This window comes from Pseudomonas shahriarae (assembly GCF_014268455.2).
Lineage (GTDB): Bacteria > Pseudomonadota > Gammaproteobacteria > Pseudomonadales > Pseudomonadaceae > Aquipseudomonas > Aquipseudomonas shahriarae.
Map to the genome: position 1 here is coordinate 216,325 of NZ_CP077085.1, position 17,114 is coordinate 233,438.

The 17,114-nt window shown below is 61.1% G+C and carries 16 protein-coding genes; 5 read left to right on the forward strand and 11 right to left on the reverse strand.

Annotated features, from left to right (window positions below):
- Nucleotides 1-44: 44 nt before the first annotated feature.
- Entirely contained in the window at nucleotides 45-764 is a 720-nt protein-coding gene (locus tag HU773_RS00995) for a response regulator transcription factor (RefSeq protein ID WP_128593097.1), read from the reverse strand.
- An 852-nt stretch (nucleotides 765-1,616) separates the two neighbouring features.
- Here HU773_RS00995 and HU773_RS01000 point away from each other — a divergent pair.
- Together HU773_RS01000 and HU773_RS01005 are read left to right on the forward strand one after the other, a co-directional pair.
- A complete protein-coding gene (locus HU773_RS01000; RefSeq protein WP_437181143.1) occupies nucleotides 1,617-2,597 on the forward strand; it encodes a FecR family protein in 981 nt (326 codons plus the stop codon).
- Nucleotides 2,598-2,603: 6 nt separating this feature from the next.
- Nucleotides 2,604-4,922 carry a CHASE2 domain-containing protein gene (locus HU773_RS01005; RefSeq protein ID WP_120731109.1) on the forward strand — a complete coding sequence of 773 codons (2,319 nt, stop codon included), beginning with the start codon at nucleotides 2,604-2,606 and terminating at the stop codon, nucleotides 4,920-4,922.
- A 155-nt stretch (nucleotides 4,923-5,077) separates the two neighbouring features.
- Here the strand turns inward: HU773_RS01005 and HU773_RS01010 are convergent, their stop codons facing one another.
- The 4 genes from HU773_RS01010 to glyQ all read right to left on the reverse strand — a co-directional run bounded on the left by HU773_RS01010 (nucleotide 5,078) and on the right by glyQ (nucleotide 9,474).
- The gene (locus HU773_RS01010; RefSeq protein ID WP_057957875.1) at nucleotides 5,078-5,848 is read right to left on the reverse strand and encodes a lysophospholipid acyltransferase family protein; all 771 of its coding nucleotides are present in this window, start codon (nucleotides 5,846-5,848) and stop codon (nucleotides 5,078-5,080) included.
- Between the two features lie 82 nt (nucleotides 5,849-5,930).
- Entirely contained in the window at nucleotides 5,931-6,470 is a 540-nt protein-coding gene (gene gmhB / locus HU773_RS01015; RefSeq protein WP_169960480.1) for a D-glycero-beta-D-manno-heptose 1,7-bisphosphate 7-phosphatase, read from the reverse strand.
- Nucleotides 6,470-8,524, reverse strand: a complete 2,055-nt coding sequence (glyS, locus tag HU773_RS01020) for a glycine--tRNA ligase subunit beta (protein WP_057439286.1) — start codon at nucleotides 8,522-8,524, stop codon at nucleotides 6,470-6,472. The genes gmhB and glyS overlap by 1 nt, the downstream gene beginning before the upstream one ends.
- The gene (gene glyQ, locus HU773_RS01025; RefSeq protein WP_003213601.1) at nucleotides 8,521-9,474 is read right to left on the reverse strand and encodes a glycine--tRNA ligase subunit alpha; all 954 of its coding nucleotides are present in this window, start codon (nucleotides 9,472-9,474) and stop codon (nucleotides 8,521-8,523) included. The genes glyS and glyQ overlap by 4 nt, the downstream gene beginning before the upstream one ends.
- 81 nt (nucleotides 9,475-9,555) lie before the next feature.
- Between glyQ and HU773_RS01030 the strand changes: the two genes are divergently transcribed.
- On the forward strand, nucleotides 9,556-10,113 hold the full coding sequence (locus HU773_RS01030) for a DNA-3-methyladenine glycosylase I (RefSeq protein WP_057439285.1): 558 nt from the start codon (nucleotides 9,556-9,558) through the stop codon (nucleotides 10,111-10,113).
- A 40-nt stretch (nucleotides 10,114-10,153) separates the two neighbouring features.
- A complete protein-coding gene (locus HU773_RS01035) occupies nucleotides 10,154-11,041 on the forward strand; it encodes a lysophospholipid acyltransferase (RefSeq protein ID WP_057439284.1) in 888 nt (295 codons plus the stop codon).
- 136 nt (nucleotides 11,042-11,177) lie between these two features.
- On the opposite strand, the gene HU773_RS01040 is transcribed toward HU773_RS01035, so the two are convergent.
- Genes HU773_RS01040 through HU773_RS01065 form a run of 6 tightly spaced genes read right to left on the reverse strand, consistent with a single transcriptional unit; the run spans nucleotide 11,178 to nucleotide 15,992 of the window.
- A complete protein-coding gene (locus tag HU773_RS01040; RefSeq protein WP_057439283.1) occupies nucleotides 11,178-11,489 on the reverse strand; it encodes a tetratricopeptide repeat protein in 312 nt (103 codons plus the stop codon).
- An 18-nt stretch (nucleotides 11,490-11,507) separates the two neighbouring features.
- The gene (gene trkA, locus HU773_RS01045; RefSeq protein WP_057957876.1) at nucleotides 11,508-12,881 is read right to left on the reverse strand and encodes a Trk system potassium transporter TrkA; all 1,374 of its coding nucleotides are present in this window, start codon (nucleotides 12,879-12,881) and stop codon (nucleotides 11,508-11,510) included.
- 23 nt (nucleotides 12,882-12,904) lie between these two features.
- Nucleotides 12,905-14,215, reverse strand: coding sequence for a 16S rRNA (cytosine(967)-C(5))-methyltransferase RsmB (rsmB, locus tag HU773_RS01050; RefSeq protein ID WP_169989912.1), 1,311 nt, complete (start codon nucleotides 14,213-14,215; stop codon nucleotides 12,905-12,907).
- Nucleotides 14,215-15,165, reverse strand: a complete 951-nt coding sequence (fmt, locus tag HU773_RS01055) for a methionyl-tRNA formyltransferase (RefSeq protein ID WP_115127075.1) — start codon at nucleotides 15,163-15,165, stop codon at nucleotides 14,215-14,217. Before fmt ends, rsmB begins: the two co-directional genes overlap by 1 nt.
- A 57-nt stretch (nucleotides 15,166-15,222) precedes the next feature.
- On the reverse strand, nucleotides 15,223-15,729 hold the full coding sequence (gene def, locus HU773_RS01060) for a peptide deformylase (protein ID WP_005783383.1): 507 nt from the start codon (nucleotides 15,727-15,729) through the stop codon (nucleotides 15,223-15,225).
- A complete protein-coding gene (locus HU773_RS01065; RefSeq protein ID WP_128593095.1) occupies nucleotides 15,717-15,992 on the reverse strand; it encodes a hypothetical protein in 276 nt (91 codons plus the stop codon). Before HU773_RS01065 ends, def begins: the two co-directional genes overlap by 13 nt.
- Here HU773_RS01065 and dprA point away from each other — a divergent pair, their 5' ends adjacent.
- Nucleotides 15,993-17,087 carry a DNA-processing protein DprA gene (dprA, locus tag HU773_RS01070; RefSeq protein ID WP_120731115.1) on the forward strand — a complete coding sequence of 365 codons (1,095 nt, stop codon included), beginning with the start codon at nucleotides 15,993-15,995 and terminating at the stop codon, nucleotides 17,085-17,087.
- Nucleotides 17,088-17,114 lie beyond the last annotated feature (27 nt).

The following is a 17,114-nucleotide window of genomic DNA, read 5'->3' on the forward strand; positions in this document are numbered from 1 at the left end:
CCCAGATTTCGGGCGCTTCCAAAATGCTCCACGTGGAACATCGGCTATGCCGTAGCTGCGGTTACGCTCTCCAACCGGTAGCCATATCCATAGATGGTCAGTAACTGCCAACCCCGCTCTGGCGTCAGCCCCAGCTTGTTCCGCAGCCGATAGATATGGGTATCCAACGGTCGTGAAGACACCATCTCTTCATGGGTCCAGAAGCGTTCGTAGAGGTATTCCCGGGACAGCGGGCGAGCCAGGTTGGCAAACAGACAGCGTGCCAGGCGGTATTCCCGTTCGGTCAGGTTGATGGGACTGCCGGCGCGGGTGACGGTCAGTTCGGCATCGTCGAAGGTCAGGTCATTGAAGATCAACACATCAGTGGCCGTAGATTTCTGCAGGCCGTGACGACGCAACACTGCACTCACCCGTGCTTTCAGTTCGTTCGGCCGAAATGGCTTACTGACATAGTCATCTGCGCCACTGTTCAACGCCTGGACGATATCGCTCTCGGCATCGCGGCTGGTGAGCATGATCACGGGAGGCGGGGCTTCCATGTGTTCACGGGTCCAGCGCAGGATGGCGATACCACTCAGGTCCGGCAGTTGCCAATCGAGTACCAAGAGGTCGAAGGTTTCCCGACGCAACTGGCGCAGCAAGTCTTCGCCGCGTTCGAAGCAATGCAGCGTCCATGGCTGCTCCGAGGCACTTGGGATTTGTCGCAGTGTCTGTTCCACCCGCCGCAATTCGGCAGGTTCGTCATCCAGTATCGCGACACGCATGGCAGGGTCCTTTCTTCTTGAAGAGTATTGCAACGGTTGAGGAGAGCGTACTGGTTCACCATTGAATCTGAACAATTATGGCCAGTTTCTCATGCCCCTCGCATCTCTCGGTACGCTGATATCAGATAGCCCTAAGGCCGTTAAACATCGTGTACCCAGCTGGAAAGATACCGGCTCAAGCCCCTCAGGAAAAGGATCAATGGCAATCAGGTTTTATGCACTGTCGGGACACGTGAGTCTCGTGCAGAAGGTCAGAGTGTGGGGAAAGATGTTGATACTGGTTGCGGCAACGGGTTTTGGGACGGAAATGGTAGATGCGTGCAGTCCGGCACAGTCTGCGCCACTTGACGAAATTTCAGTGTACGCCGAGCCCGTAGACGGTCTTGGTTACGCTGGGCTCAGAGAGGTGGACGCCCCTCAGGCTTTTCAACACGGTAGTGTGCTCGACCAGGACCAACGTTGGATCTTCTGAATCTGAACAAATATTGCGCTACCGCCCTATGTACCACTCTTGTAGGTAAATTCTCTTTCGCTGAGTGACACACAGGAAGGGCGTGCGCGGGAAGCGCGCTCGATACAGGGACGTATTATCTGTAGACCGTGGTTCGCTACGGGCTGCTGTCGGAGGAATGTGAGGGACAGTATTTCTTCGATGTACATCCGGTTCGGCATCGTCGATCCGGCAGACACAGGGATGTGTCACCCTTCCTATTGCCTCATCCCTTCTACTACGGCTTTCGAGTTCGATGCGTCATCGGGTATCGTAGGCAAGCTTCAAGGTCCTGCCGCCGCAAGACGCTTTCTGAACGTACAGTCTGACGGACTTTTAGAACTAGAACCTTGATGAGTGCCATGACCCTCTTTCCTCGCCACTATTCCCTTTCTTCCCTGCTGGGCTCAAGCCTGGCCCTGGCGCTGGTTATCAACAGCCCGCAAATTCTGGCCAAGCCTGCACCTGTGCGTGCGCCCTACATTGATGACAACCTGATGTGCCGGGCACAACCGCTGCCGGCAGTGGTCCAGCACCTCAACGGTGAAGCCTGGAAGCTGGATGCCAAGGGCCGCCCCAGTGTGCTGGAAGAAGGCATGCTGATTGATGAACAGGAAAGCGTAAAAACCTCGCCGTCGGCGTTTGTCAGCCTGTTGCTGGGCGATGGTTCGCGGATTGTCCTGCCTTCCAGCTCGGAGGTGCGTTTGCACCTGGTGGAAGAACAGGCGATTCCCCAGGTGATCCTGCAACAAGGCCAGGTCGAGGCCTACGTGCTCAAGCGTACCAGCGACTATGACCGTTTTCAGATCGTGACACCCGTCGGCGTGCTCGGCGTGCGCGGCACGCATTTTCGTGTGCGTAACGACGATCAGCAATCGGTTGTAGAGGTGCTCAACGGCCAAGTGGCCGCCAGCCGCACCGAGCCGCTGCCCGTGGGCCGACAGGCCAAGAAAAAACTGCAGACGGGCCCGATTGAAGGTGAACTGAAGGTCGGTGCCCGACAAGGGGTGTTGCTCAAGCAGCAGGGCGAGTTGAAGACCATCGACCTATTGCCCGCCCCGCGTCTGATGGGCCAGGACGGCCAGAAAGGCGATGCGCCGGTCTGGACATTGTTCCTGCACCCGCAACCGGGTGCCCAGCGCTACCGTGCGCAAGTGGCCACCGATAAAACGTTCATGAATATCAAGCAGGAAAACTTCTCCAGTGAACCGCGCTTGAGCTTCACTGGACTCAAGGCCTCGTTTTATCACGTGCGCGTGTCGGCCTTTGATGAACAAGGACTGGAAGGAGAGGCAGGCGTTTATGACATCTTCTATTACCCCCCTGCCACCCGTGTGCAGTAGTACGCGGTGAAGTGGTGGCGCCGGGCTGAACAACGTCAGCCGACCCAGGCCCAACGCCTGTTCAATGGGTTGGTCCGGGAATGGCTGTGGATCAGCCTGCTGCTGCTACCAATGACGGCCCTGCTGTCCCTGAGCCCTGGGCTTTCCTTCAATAACCTGCTGTATGACAGCCTGCGGCGTCTGACGCCGTTGCCGGTGGACTCACGCATTCTGCTGGTGACCATTGATGACATGAGTCTCAAGGCGCTTGGCCAATGGCCGTGGTCGCGCCACCTGCATGCTGACCTGATTGACCGACTGAGTGCCGCCAAACCCGCCGGGATCCTGCTCGATGTAATCTTCAGCGAACCTGCGCGCGAGCCTGCCAATGATCAACGCCTGGCCCAGGCCATCTGCAATGCCGGCAATGTCCTGCTGCCGTTGATTCGCGAAGGCACGCCGCGCCTGGGGCAACCCCTCACGCAAATCCTCCCCGTGCAGCCCCTGCGTGATTGTGCCAGGGGGGTCGGTCATATCAACGTGGAAGCTGATAGCGACGGCATTGTGCGCAGCCTTTACTTGCGTGAGGGGCCGCCGGGGCAATTGGTCCCGCAGTTGGCGTGGCTGGCCTTCGAGCTGACTGGCCAGCCTGCGGATATGCCGGGGCTGTCAGTATCTTCTGATGCAACCGATTGGCAGCGGGACAACGCCATCCGCATTCCGTTTATCGCCGCCGACCACGGCTTTCCCAGCGTGCCGTACGTCAGCGTTCTGCGTGGCGAGGTCCCGGCTCAATTGCTGCGTGATCGGATCATCCTGGTGGGAGCGACCGCGCCGGGCATGGGTGATCGCTATGTGACGCCGCTTTCGGCCAGTGTCGGCACCACACCGGGCGTCGAGATCCAGGCCAATATCCTCAACGGGCTGCTGCAGGATCGCAGCATTACCGTCTTGCCTGGCTGGTTGGCCACCCTGCTGTCCACCTCGTGGGTGGCCTTACTGTTGGGCCTGCTGTTGTTGCGCCCGCGTTATGCCCTGTGGCTGACCCTGGGCTGCATGGGAGGTGCCCTCCTCGCTTCCTGGGGCATGTTGCGCCTGGGGCTCTGGTGGTCGCCAGCGGCCACGCTGATCGGCATGCTGCTGGGCTATCTGGTCTGGAACTGGCGCCGCCTGAGCGTAATCCTTGCCTACTTCGGCTGGGAACTGGCGCGCCTCGACAGCGAGCCCAAGGTGCTGCCGGAGCGTCGTCGTGCCGCTGTCAGCAAGGGGGACGTGTTGCAGGGGCGTATCGTGGCCCTGGAGCAAGCCGTCAGCCGTACCCGCGATACCCGGCGCTTTATGGCCGATGGCCTGGAATGCCTGCCCGTGGCTACGCTGATTACCGATCCCGCGGGAGAGATCCTGCTGGCCAATCGGATCGCCCGTGATGTGTTTGGCAACGAGCTGATTGCCGAGAACCTGCTGGAGCAATTGACGGCATTGGGCTATCCACCGCTGCAGGGGCAGGTACGCCCGCCGCTGTCGGCCCTGGAAATTGTCGAGTTCCGCGATATTCAGCAACGCAGCCTGCGCCTGGAACTGGCCCCGCTGTTACCCGCTGACGGTGATGTGGCACTGGGTTGGCTGTTGAGCCTGACCGACCTGAGTATCGAACGCGACGCCCAGCAGCAGCGCGAAACCCTGCTGCGGTTTCTCTCCCACGACTTGCGTGCACCCCATTCGGCAATCCTCGCGTTGCTGGATGTGCAGCGCCATGAAGCCTCAGACGTTGCGCTGGTATTTACCCAGATCGAACAGCAAGTGCGACGCGCATTGAATTTGACCGAATCGTTCGTTCAATTGGCCAAGGCCGAGTCCGATGGTTATCAGTTGGAGCCCAGCCTGTTTGCCATGCTGGTGCTCGACGCATTTGACCAGGTGGTGCTGCTGGCCCAATTGAAAAATATCCAATTGGTCCATGACCTGGACGCGGCCGGTGAGGAAATGGTCCTGGCGGATCAATCGTTACTCACCCGTGCCTTGTTCAACCTGATGGAGAATGCGATCAAGTACAGCCCAGCCGGCACCACGGTGACGGTGCGCCTCGAACGCAACGAGCAATGGCTGACCTGTCACATCCAGGATCAGGGCTCCGGTATCGCGGCCGAGGAGCTTCCTGAACTGTTCAGCCAATACCGGCGGTTTGTTTCGGCCCAGGGCAGCGAAGGGTTGGGGTTGGGACTGAGCATGGTCAAGGCGGTAGTGGACCGCCATGGCGGCCGGATCGACTGTGAGAGTGTGGTCGGTCAAGGCACGGTTTTCAGTCTGCGACTGCCGTTGTGGGAAGAGTCAAACGGCTGTGCATAAAAAACCGGCCACGAGGGCCGGTCTTCAACGGTCGAAAAAACTTATGCACGTTTTTCGGTGTTTTATTAGCTTAAGAAATATGTAATAAAATCATAAGCCTACAAGCTAAAAAACGCACTTTGCCAACAAACCGTACACAGGTTATCCACAGAACGTCAGGTCACCGGCTGGTCTTCTGCAACTGGCACTGGCGGCAGCGAACCCATGGCCCGTTGCTGCGCTTCATTCCAGGCGGCAGCGCGGTCATTGAGTGCCGCGATTGCACGCGGTCCTTCCCCTTCGGCATACATCGGTTCGCCGATCACCACGGTGATGGTGCCTTTACGCTTGGCCCAGCCTTCCTTGGGCCAGAACTTGCCGGCATTGTGAGCAATCGGCAGCACTGGCAGGTTGGCGTTGACCGCCAATGCCGTACCGCCTCGGGAGAACTTGCCTACAGTGCCAAAGGGCACGCGGGTGCCTTCCGGGAAGATCAGTACCCACACCCCATCCTTGAGCAGCTCGTCACCCTTCTTCGCCACATGCTTGAGCGCGGCCTTGGGGTTGTCGCGGTCGATGGCAATCGGTCGCAGCATGGCCATGGCCCAGCCAAAGAACGGCACGAACAGCAACTCACGCTTGAGCACCTGGCTCAGGGGCGAGAAATACGCAGAAAGGAAGAACGTCTCCCAAGTGCTCTGGTGGTTCGACAGGATCACGCAGGGCTGGTCCGGGACATTCTCGGCACCCTTGACCTCGAAACGGATGCCCAGAAACACCTTGCTCAGCCACAACGCACAGCGGCACCAATAGACGTTGATAAAGCGATAGCGCGCCTTGAACGGCAAAAAGGGCGCAATAAAAAAGCTCAGGGTGCACCAGAGAAACGAACTGGTGCCCAGCAGCAGGTAAAAGAAGAAGGTTCTGATGGCCTGCAAAATCGACATGGCAGCATTTACCGTTGCGGGACAACGCCCGCCTGTTAAAAGTGCACTCCCGAACAATCCTTGGTCAGGAAGTCGAGGGCGACTAGTTGTTGATAAGTTCTGCGGCAACCGCCGCCAGATCGTCAAAAATCAAGGTGCCTACCGGCAGGTTTTTCGCCTGGGTCTTGTCGCCTTTCCCGGTCTTTACCAAAACTGGCTGAGAGTCGACGGCTTTGGCCGCCTCCAGGTCACCGAGACTGTCCCCGACGAACCATATCCCAGCCAGGGGCACCTTGTAATGTTCTGAAATGATTTTCAACATGCCAGGCTTGGGTTTGCGGCAATCGCAGCCCTCATCCGGCCCGTGGGGGCAGTACACCACCAGCCCCACCTCACCGCCCTGCTCCGCCACCAACGCGCGCAGGCGCGCATGCATGGCGTCCAGGGTGGCGATGTCGTAGTAGCCGCGGGCAATGCCGGACTGGTTGGTAGCAATGGCTACCGTCCAGCCGGCCTTGCTCAACTGCGCGATGGCCTCGATCGAGCCGGGCAGTGGGATCCACTCCTCCACCGACTTGATGTAAGCGTCGGAGTCGTAGTTGATCACCCCGTCCCGATCGAGAATCAGCAGTTTCAACATGATCAGCTCAGCGTCGAAATGTCAGCGATATTGACGAACAAGCCGCGCAGGCGCGCCAGCATGGCGTAGCGGTTTTTCCGCACGCTGGCATCTTCGGCATTGATCATCACCGCTTCGAAGAACGCATCCACCGGCTCACGCAAGGTGGCCAGGCGCGCCAGTGCTTCGGCGTAGTTGCGCTCGGCGATCAGCGGCTTCACGGCGTTTTCTGCCTTGGCGATAGCCGAGTTCAGCGAGAACTCCTTGGCATCGGCAAACAGGCCAGGGTCGACATCCGCATTGCCCAGGCCTTCGGCCTTGCTCAGCAGGTTCGACACGCGCTTGTTCACGGCGGCCAGGGCGTCGGCTTCCGGCAGCTTGCGGAACGCTTGTACGGCTTGCACACGCTGGTCGAAGTCCAGTGCCGAGCCTGGTTGCAGGGCACGTACCGACAGGTAGACGGAAACGTCCACGCCTTCGTCTTCATAGCGCGCACGCAGACGGTCGAATACGAACTCCAGCACTTGCTCGGCCAGGCCGGCTTGCTTGACCTTGCTACCAAACTGGCCGACGGCAAATACCACGGCCTGGGTCAGGTCGAGGTCCAACTGCTTGTCGATCAGGATGCGCAGCACGCCCAGGGCCGCACGGCGCAGGGCATACGGGTCTTTGCTGCCGGTCGGCAACATGCCGATGCCGAAGATACCGACCAGGGTGTCCAGCTTGTCAGCGATGGCCACCGCGGCACCGGTCAGGGTGGTCGGCAGCTCGGCGCCAGCACCGCGCGGCATGTACTGCTCGTTCAGGGCCAGGGCGACGTCTTCAGGCTCGCCGTCATTGAGCGCGTAGTAGTAACCGGCAACGCCTTGCATTTCCGGGAACTCGCCGACCATCTCGGTAGCCAGGTCGCATTTGCACAGCAGGCCCGCACGTGCCGCCAGGGTGGCGTCGCCGCCAATGCGTGGCGCGATGTAGGCCGCCAGCTTGGAAACCCGCACAGCCTTGTCGTAGACGCTGCCCAGCTTCTCTTGGAACACCACGTTCTGCAGGCGCAGGTTGAAGTCTTCGAGCTTCTGCTTCTTGTCTTGCTTGAAGAAGAACTCGGCGTCAGTCAGGCGCGGGCGCACGACTTTCTCGTTACCGGCGATGATCTGCTGCGGGTCCTTGCTCTCGATGTTGGCCACGGTGATAAAGCGCGGCAGCAACTTGCCGTCCACATCCAGCAGGCAGAAATACTTCTGGTTGTCCTGCATGGTGGTGATCAGGGCTTCTTGCGGCACATCGAGGAAGCGCTCTTCGAACGAGCACACCAGCGGTACCGGCCATTCAACCAGCGCGGTCACTTCGTCGAGCAGGCTTGGCGGCACGATGGCCGTGCCTTCCTGCAGGCGGGCCAGCTCTTCGGTGCGCTTGCTGATCAGCTCGCGACGCTCGTTGGCATCCGCCAGCACATAGGCTGCACGCAGGTCGTTGAGGTAGTTGGCCGGCGAAGTGATGCGCACGTTTTCCGGGTGGTGGAAGCGGTGGCCACGGGAGTCGCGGCCGGCCTTCTGGGCCAGGATAGTGCAGTCGATGACTTGATCACCGAGCAGCATCACCAACCATTGGGTCGGACGTACGAATTCTTCCTTGCGTGCACCCCAGCGCATGCGCTTGGGGATCGGCAGGTCATTGAGGGAATCTTCAACGATGGTCGGCAACAGGCTGGCGGTTGGCTTGCCCTTGATGACCTGGCTGAACCGCAGTTTCGGGCCGCTCTGGTCGATCTCGCTCAGCTCGACGCCACACTTCTTGGCAAAACCAAGGGCTGCCTGGGTCGGGTTGCCTTCGGCATCGAAAGCGGCCTGGCGTGGCGGGCCGTCGAGGTTGATGTTGCGGTCCGGCTGCTGGGTTTCCAGCGCGGTCAGCAATACCGCCAGGCGACGTGGCGCGGCGTAGACCTTCTTGGCTTCAAACTTCAGGCCGGCAGTCTGCAGGCCTTTTTCGATACCGGCCAAAAATGCATCGGCCAGGGTGTTCAGGGCCTTGGGTGGCAGCTCTTCGGTGCCCAGTTCAACCAGGAAATCTTGAGCACTCATTGTGCAGCCTCCAGCTTAGCCAACACTTCATCACGCAGGTCCGGGGTTGCCATCGGGAAGCCCAGCTTGGCGCGAGCCAGCAGGTAGGCTTGGGCGACGGAACGCGCCAGGGTGCGTACACGCAGGATGTATTGCTGGCGCGCGGTTACCGAGATGGCACGGCGGGCGTCCAGCAGGTTGAAGGTGTGGGATGCCTTCAGGACCATTTCGTAGCTCGGCAACGGCAGCGGCTGATCCAGTTCGATCAGGCGCTTGGCTTCGCTTTCGTAGAAGTCGAACAGTTCGAACAGCTTCTCGACGTTGGCGTGTTCGAAGTTGTAGGTCGACTGCTCCACTTCGTTCTGGTGGAACACATCGCCGTAGGTCACTTTGCCGAACGGGCCGTCAGCCCACACCAGGTCGTAGACCGAGTCCACGCCTTGTAGGTACATGGCCAGGCGCTCGAGACCGTAAGTGATCTCGCCGGTCACCGGGTAGCACTCGATGCCGCCCGCTTGCTGGAAGTAAGTGAACTGCGTGACTTCCATGCCGTTGAGCCAGACTTCCCAGCCCAGGCCCCAGGCGCCGAGCGTTGGCGACTCCCAGTTGTCTTCGACGAAACGAATGTCGTGGACCAGCGGGTCCAGGCCGACATGTTTCAGCGAGCCCAGGTACAGCTCCTGGAAGTTGTCCGGGTTTGGCTTGAGGACGACCTGGAACTGATAGTAGTGCTGCAGGCGGTTGGGGTTTTCGCCGTAGCGGCCGTCAGTCGGGCGACGACTGGGCTGCACATAAGCGGCGTTCCAGGTTTCCGGGCCGATGGCCCGCAGGAATGTTGCGGTGTGGAAAGTGCCGGCGCCTACTTCCATATCGTAGGGCTGAAGTACCACACAACCTTGCTCGGCCCAGTATTGCTGGAGGGCGAGGATCAAGTCTTGGAAGGTACGCACGGCTGGCGTAGGCTGGCTCACAAAATTCACCTGTTACTTGGGCTGCGATTTAAAGGGCGGGAGTATACCCGATTCGGCCCCGCCACCACTCCCTGGAGCCTTATGCCACGCTGCTTTTGGTGTTCTGAAGATCCGCTGTACATGGCTTATCACGATCAAGAGTGGGGAACGCCGCTGCGCGATGCGCAGGGTTTGTTCGAGTTGCTTTTGCTCGAAGGGTTCCAGGCGGGCCTGTCCTGGATCACCGTTTTACGCAAACGCGAGCATTATCGAAAGGTCTTGTTCGGTTTTGATCCAAAGCGCCTGGCGCAGTTGAGCGATGCCGAGATCGAGCAGTTGATGCTCGACCCAGGCATTGTGCGCAACCGCTTGAAACTCAATGCCACCCGGCGCAATGCCGCGGCCTGGCTGGCGCTGGAGGATCCGGTGGGGTTGCTCTGGTCGTTTGTCGGCGGCGTGCCCAAGGTCAATCATTTCAAGGATCGCAGCCAGGTCCCGGCGATTACGCCAGAGGCCGAAGCCATGAGCAAAGCCCTCAAGAAAGCCGGTTTTACGTTCGTCGGGCCGACCATCTGCTACGCGTTCATGCAGGCCTCAGGCATGGTCATGGACCACACCCAGGACTGCGACCGTTACGCGGACTTGGTCAACGCCGGTTAGAATGGCCGCTTTGCGCACCACACACGATCAGGAGTGACCTGTGGAAAAGTTAAAAGGCGCCTTGCTGGTAGGCGCTCTGCGATTGTTTGCCCTGCTGCCCTGGCGCGCTGTGCAAGCCGTGGGTTCGGCGATTGGCTGGATCATGTGGAAAACCCCCAACCGCTCCCGCGACACGGTGCGGATCAACCTCTCCAAGTGTTTCCCGGACATGGACCCGGCCGAGCGTGAGCGCCTGGTGGGCCAGAGCCTGATGGATATCGGCAAGTCCCTGACCGAAAGCGCCTGCGCCTGGATCTGGCCGGCCCAGCGCTCCATCGACCTGGTGCGCGAAGTCGAAGGCCTGGAAGTGCTGCAGCAAGCCTTGGCCTCGGGCAAAGGCGTGGTCGGCATCACCAGCCACCTGGGCAACTGGGAAGTGTTGAACCACTTCTATTGCAGCCAGTGCAAACCGATCATTTTCTACCGCCCGCCCAAGCTCAAGGCAGTGGATGACCTGCTGCGCAAGCAACGCGTGCAACTGGGCAACCGAGTGGCGGCGTCGACCAAGGAAGGCATCCTCAGCGTGATCAAGGAAGTGCGCAAGGGCGGCCAGGTGGGGATTCCTGCAGATCCGGAGCCGGCGGAATCGGCCGGGATTTTCGTACCGTTCTTCGCCACCCAGGCGCTGACCAGCAAGTTCGTGCCGAACATGCTCGCCGGCCATAAGGCGGTGGGTGTGTTCCTGCATGCCCTGCGGCTGCCGGACGGCTCGGGCTACAAAGTGATCCTGGAAGCGGCGCCGGAAGACATGTACAGCACCGACACGGCCACCTCCTGCGCGGCGATGAGCAAGGTGGTGGAGCGTTATGTCGGCGCCTACCCGAGCCAGTACATGTGGAGCATGAAGCGCTTCAAGAAACGCCCGCCAGGCGAGGCGCGTTGGTACTGATTCGCGACTGACTCAAGGTCGATGCAAAACCAATGTGGGAGCGGGCTTGCTCGCGAATGCAGAGTCTCAGTCACTGAATGTGTAGCTGATACACCGCATTCGCGAGCAAGCCCGCTCCCACATTTGTGATCTCCATTCAGGCTTGGCGGTCGAGTTTCTTCAGGAACACCGTCATCTCTTTCTCGGCCTGCTTGTCGCCGTGGGCCTGGGCCGCTGTAATCCCCTGCTCCCATGCCTGGCGTGCTGCGCTTTTATCGCCCAGCGCAGCGTGTGCCTTGCCCAGCAGCTTCCACGCCGCCGAATACTTCGGGTCAAACCCGACGCACCTCTGCAAATGCTCGGCCGCCTTGGCGTTGTCTTTCAGGTCCAGGTAACCCTTGCCCAAGCCAAAGCGCAGCAGCGAGTTATCCACACCCTTGGCGAGCATTTTTTCCAGGGATTCGAGCATGTCGGTCTCTCCGTCAGATCAGAAAAAGCTCAACCCCACGTGGAACAGCTTCTCCACATCGCGGATATGTTTTTTATCCACCAGGAACAGAATCACATGGTCACCCGTGGCGATTACCGTGTCGTCATGGGCGATGATCACTTCTTCATCGCGGATGATCGCGCCAATGGTGGTGCCCGGTGGCAAGCCGATATCGCGAATCGCCCGGCCGATCACCTTGCTCGACTTGGAGTCACCATGGGCAATCGCCTCGATGGCTTCCGCCGCGCCGCGCCGCAATGAGTGCACGCTGACGATATCGCCGCGCCGCACGTGGGCCAGCAAGGTGCCGATGGTGGCCAGTTGCGGGCTGATGGCAATGTCGATGTCGCCGCCCTGGATCAGGTCCACATAGGCCGGGTTGTTGATGATGGTCATCACCTTCTTCGCCCCCAGCCGCTTGGCCAGCAGCGATGACATGATGTTGGCCTCGTCATCGTTGGTCAGGGCCAGGAAGATATCCGCGTCGGCGATATTTTCTTCCATCAGCAGGTCACGATCCGACGCGCTGCCTTGCAGCACCACGGTGCTGTCGAGGGTATCGGACAAGTAGCGGCAGCGCGCGGCGTTCATCTCGATGATCTTCACCTGGTAGCGGCTTTCGATGGCCTCGGCCAGGCGTTCGCCAATCTGCCCGCCGCCGGCGATGACAATGCGCTTGTAGCTCTCGTCGAGCCGGCGCATTTCGCTCATCACGGCACGGATATTGGCCTTGGCGGCGATGAAGAAGACTTCGTCGTCGGCTTCGATCACCGTGTCGCCCTGGGGCAGGATCGGCCGGTCGCGGCGGAAAATCGCGGCTACGCGGGTTTCCACATTCGGCATATGTTCGCGCAGCTGGCGCAGTTGCTGGCCCACCAGCGGCCCGCCGTAGTAGGCCTTGACCGCCACCAGTTGCGCCTTGCCTTCGGCAAAGTCGATCACCTGCAGTGCACCGGGGATTTCGATCAGGCGCTTGATGTAGTGGGTGACCACCTGCTCCGGGCTGATCAGCACGTCCACCGGAATCGCGTCGTTGTCGAACAGCCCGGCGCGGGTCAGGTAGGCCGCTTCACGCACCCGGGCGATCTTGGTCGGGGTGTGGAACAGGGTGTGAGCGACCTGGCAGGCGACCATGTTGGTCTCGTCACTGTTGGTCACCGCCACCAGCATGTCGGCATCGTCGGCACCGGCCTGACGCAACACAGTGGGGAACGAGGCGCGGCCCTGGACCGTGCGGATATCCAGGCGGTCACCCAGGCCACGCAGGCGTTCGGCGTCGGTGTCGACCACAGTAATGTCGTTGGCTTCACTGGCCAGGTGCTCGGCCAGCGTACCGCCGACCTGCCCTGCGCCGAGGATGATGATCTTCATCCGGTCACTCCCTTAAAAATCATTCAACCGCGTGCAGCGGCAATCTTGATCAGCTTGGCGTAATAGAAGCCATCGTGCCCGCCTTCCTGCGCGAGCAACTGGCGGCCGTGGGACTGCTTGATGCCGGCGGTGGTGGCAATGTCCAACTCCCGCGCGCCGCTGGTGCGGGCGAGGAAGGCTTCGATCACTTCGGTGTTTTCGGTCGGCAACGTCGAGCAGGTGGCGTAGAGCAGGATGCCACCGACCTCCAGCGTCGGCCACAACGCGTCCAGCAACTCGCCTTGCAGCACAGCCAGGGCGGCGATGTCGTCGGGTTGGCGGGTCAGCTTGATATCCGGATGGCGGCGGATCACACCGGTGGCGGAACATGGCGCGTCCAGCAGGATGCGCTGGAACGGCTTGCCATCCCACCAGGTGGCGGTGTCGCGCCCATCGGCGGCAATCAGCTCGGCGTCCAGGCCCAGGCGCGCAAGATTTTCGCGCACGCGTACCAGGCGCTTGGCTTCCAGGTCGACGGCGACGACGCCGGCCAGGCCGGGCTCGACTTCCATGATGTGACAGGTCTTGCCGCCCGGCGCGCAGCAGGCGTCCAGCACCCGTTGGCCCGGCGCCAGGTCAAGCAGGTCGGCGGCCAGTTGCGCGGCTTCGTCCTGCACACTGATCCAGCCTTCGGCAAAGCCTGGCAGGCTGCGCACATCGCCTGCGGTCTCCAGCACGATGCCGTCCTGGCTGTACACACAGGCGCTGGCATTGATGCCGGCCTCTGCCAGTAATTGGAGATAGGCATCGCGGCTGTGATGGCGACGATTGACCCGCAGAATCATTGGCGGGTGGGCATTGTTGGCGGCGCAGATGGCTTCCCACTGCTCTGGCCAGAACGCCTTGAGGGATTTTTGCAGCCAGCGCGGGTGCGCAGTGCGCACTACCGGGTCGTGTTCGAGCTCGGCCAGCAACCCCTCGCTTTCGCGCTGGGCGCGGCGCAGCACGGCATTGAGCAAGGCCTTGGCCCAGGGCTTTTTCAGCTTGTCGGCGCAGCCTACGGTTTCGCCGATGGCGGCGTGGGCCGGCACCCGGCTGTAGAGCAATTGGTACAGCCCCACCAGCAGCAACGCCTCGACGTCGGCATCGGCGGCCTTGAACGGCTTTTGCAGCAGCTTGGCCGCCAGCGCCGACAGACGCGGCTGCCAGCGGGCGGTGCCAAAGGCCAAGTCCTGGGTGAAGCCGCGATCACGGTCTTCGACTTTATCCAGTTGCACCGGCAACGAGCTGTTCAGGGAGGCCTTGCCATTGAGCACGGCGGCCAGGGCCTTGGCGGCGGCCAAACGCGGGTTCATCAAGCGTCCACTCCGAGGATGATGCCGGGGGCAAATTTCTCACGACGGCTGTTGAACAAATCACTGAAGTTCAGCGCCTTGCCACCGGGCAATTGCAGACGGGTCAGACACAGTGCCTGTTCGCCGCAGGCCACCAGCAGGCCTTCCTTGCTGGCGCCGATGATTTCACCGGGGGCGCCGCTGCCTTCGGCCAGGGTGGCGGCGAGGACTTTCAAGGCTTCGCCATTGAGGGTGCTGTGGCAGATCGGCCACGGGTTGAAGGCGCGTACCAGGCGCTCCAGCTCCACGGCCGGGCGGCTCCAGTCGATGCGTGCTTCGTCCTTGTTCAGCTTGTGGGCGTAGGTGGCGAGGCTGTCGTCCTGCGCTTCACCCTGCAAGGTGCCAGCAGCGAGACCGGCAATCGCCTCTACCACCGCAGGCGGGCCCATCTCCGCCAGGCGGTCGTGCAGGCTGCCGCCGGTGTCCTGTGCGGTGATGGGCGTGGTGACCTTGAGCAGCATCGGCCCGGTGTCCAGGCCGGCTTCCATGCGCATCACGGTCACGCCGCTTTCGGCGTCACCGGCTTGCACCGCGCGCTGGATCGGCGCCGCACCGCGCCAGCGCGGCAGCAGCGAGGCATGGCTGTTGATGCAGCCCAGGCGCGGGATATCCAGCACCGCCTGGGGGAGGATCAGGCCGTAGGCCACCACCACCAGCAGGTCCGGCTGCAGCGCGGCCAGTTCAGCCTGGGCCTCGGCATTGCGCAGGGTTGGCGGTTGCAGCACGACAATGCCGTGTTCCAGGGCAAGCTGCTTGACCGGGCTGGGCATCAGTTTTTGCCCACGGCCGGCCGGGCGATCCGGCTGGGTGTACACCGCGACGATTTCATAAGGGCTGGCAAGCAGGGCCTTGAGGTGTTCGGCGGCAAATTCAGGGGTGCCGGCAAAAACGATGCGCAGTGGCTCGGTCATGGGAAACGTCTCACAAAAGAAAAAGGCTTGCCGGAGCAAGCCTTTGAAAGAAGGGAATCAAGCTTGCTGGCGATGCTTCTTTTCCAGTTTCTTCTTGATCCGGTCGCGTTTGAGCGTGGACAGGTAATCGACAAACAGCTTGCCGTTGAGGTGGTCGCACTCATGCTGGATGCACACCGCCAACAGGCCTTCGGCAATCAGCTCGAAGGGTTTGCCATCGCGGTCCAGGGCCTTGATCTTGACGCGCAGCGGGCGCTCGACGTTCTCGTAGAACTCCGGCACCGACAGGCAGCCTTCCTGGTATTCGCCCATCTCGTCGGTCAGCGGCTCGAACTCCGGGTTGATGTACACCCTCGGTTCGCTGCGGTCTTCGGACAGGTCCATGACCACCACGCGCAGGTGCACGTTGACCTGGGTCGCGGCGAGGCCGATGCCCGGTGCTTCATACATTGTTTCAAACATGTCATCGACCAACTGACGAACCTTGTCGTCCACTACGGCCACCGGTTTGGCGATAGTGCGCAGGCGCGAGTCCGGAAATTCGAGGATGTTCAAAATAGCCATAAGCGTAATTGCTGCACATGTGAGGTAAAGGCAAATCGGCGTCGGGACACCCGCACGGCCGGTGTGAAACGCTCGCAGGCCGCGAAGGCCAGGCATTTCACGCGAACCCACATAATAAAGGAGATTGCCCCCATGAGGAAATCGCTACTCGTCTTCAAAACAGGCGGCCCGGTTGGGCGGCAATAACCAGTTGCAATAATTAGCCTGCTAAAGAAGTTACCAACAGAGTTATCCACAGCTTGTTCCTGATCAAGGATGATCATATGTCAGTCATTCATACCCCGGATATTTCCCCTGCCGAGCTCGAAGCCCGCCTGCGTTTGCACCGTATGCCGGAGTTGGGGCCAAGGCGTTTTAAAACATTGATCGAGGCCTTTGGCTGCGCCTCAAAAGCCATCGGCGCGCCAGCCAGTGCCTGGCGCTCCCTGGGGTTGCCGGCGGCCTGCGCCGAAGCCCGGCGCAGTGCGCAAGTGCGTGATGGCGCCAGCGCCGCATTGGCCTGGCTAGAGCGCCCGGCCCAGCATTTGTTGATGTGGGACCAGCCCGACTACCCAGCCTTGCTGGCCGAACTGGACGATGCGCCGCCGTTATTATTCGTGGCCGGCACGCCCGCTATCCTGGAAAAACCGCAGTTGGCCATGGTCGGCAGCCGACGCGCTTCGCGCCCTGGAATGGATACGGCGGCAGCCTTTTCCCGCAGCCTGGCGAGCGCCGGTTTTGTCATCACCAGTGGGTTGGCCCTGGGAATTGATGGGGCCGCCCATCAGGCGGCATTAGATGTCGGAGGGCAGACTATCGGGGTGCTGGGCACCGGCCTGGAAAATTTTTATCCACAGCGCCACCGCCGGCTCGCCGAGGCAATGATTGCTCAGGGCAGCGCGGTGGTTTCCGAGTTTCCGCTGGACGCCGGCCCCCAGGCTGGAAACTTCCCACGACGCAACCGCATTATCAGTGGTCTGTCCCTGGGCGTGCTGGTGGTGGAAGCCAGCGTGGCCAGTGGCTCGCTGATTACTGCGCGGCTGGCCGCCGAGCAGGGGCGCGAGGTGTATGCGATACCGGGCTCGATTCATCATCCGGGGGCCCGGGGCTGCCATCAGTTGATCCGTGACGGTGCGGTGTTGGTGGAAACCATCGAACACATTCTTGAAGGGTTGCGCGGCTGGCAGGCGTTGTCGCGGCCCGCGCCGGTGGCCGTGACCCACCCGCTGGTGGCGCTGCTGCACGCGGCGCCCCAGACCAGTGAAAGTTTGGCCATTGCCAGCGGGCAAAGCCTGTCCCAGGTGTTGGTGAGCCTTACCGAACTGGAGCTGGAGGGCCGGGTGATCTGTGAAAGCGGCCGCTGGCTCGCGCGCAGTTAGGTTTTGTTACGAAGATCGGTAAACTGC

Bases quoted from the DNA above. Each gene is read 5' to 3' on its own strand.
- HU773_RS00995 (WP_128593097.1), bottom strand. From the start codon at position 764: ATGCGTGTCGCGATACTGGATGACGAACCTGCCGAATTGCGGCGGGTG.
- HU773_RS01000 (WP_437181143.1), top strand. From the start codon at position 1,617: ATGACCCTCTTTCCTCGCCACTATTCCCTTTCTTCCCTGCTGGGCTCA.
- HU773_RS01010 (WP_057957875.1), bottom strand. From the start codon at position 5,848: ATGTCGATTTTGCAGGCCATCAGAACCTTCTTCTTTTACCTGCTGCTG.
- glyS (WP_057439286.1), bottom strand. From the start codon at position 8,524: ATGAGTGCTCAAGATTTCCTGGTTGAACTGGGCACCGAAGAGCTGCCA.
- HU773_RS01030 (WP_057439285.1), top strand. From the start codon at position 9,556: ATGCCACGCTGCTTTTGGTGTTCTGAAGATCCGCTGTACATGGCTTAT.
- HU773_RS01040 (WP_057439283.1), bottom strand. From the start codon at position 11,489: ATGCTCGAATCCCTGGAAAAAATGCTCGCCAAGGGTGTGGATAACTCG.
- trkA (WP_057957876.1), bottom strand. From the start codon at position 12,881: ATGAAGATCATCATCCTCGGCGCAGGGCAGGTCGGCGGTACGCTGGCC.
- rsmB (WP_169989912.1), bottom strand. From the start codon at position 14,215: ATGAACCCGCGTTTGGCCGCCGCCAAGGCCCTGGCCGCCGTGCTCAAT.
- fmt (WP_115127075.1), bottom strand. From the start codon at position 15,165: ATGACCGAGCCACTGCGCATCGTTTTTGCCGGCACCCCTGAATTTGCC.
- def (WP_005783383.1), bottom strand. From the start codon at position 15,729: ATGGCTATTTTGAACATCCTCGAATTTCCGGACTCGCGCCTGCGCACT.
- HU773_RS01065 (WP_128593095.1), bottom strand. From the start codon at position 15,992: ATGATCATCCTTGATCAGGAACAAGCTGTGGATAACTCTGTTGGTAAC.
- dprA (WP_120731115.1), top strand. From the start codon at position 15,993: ATGTCAGTCATTCATACCCCGGATATTTCCCCTGCCGAGCTCGAAGCC.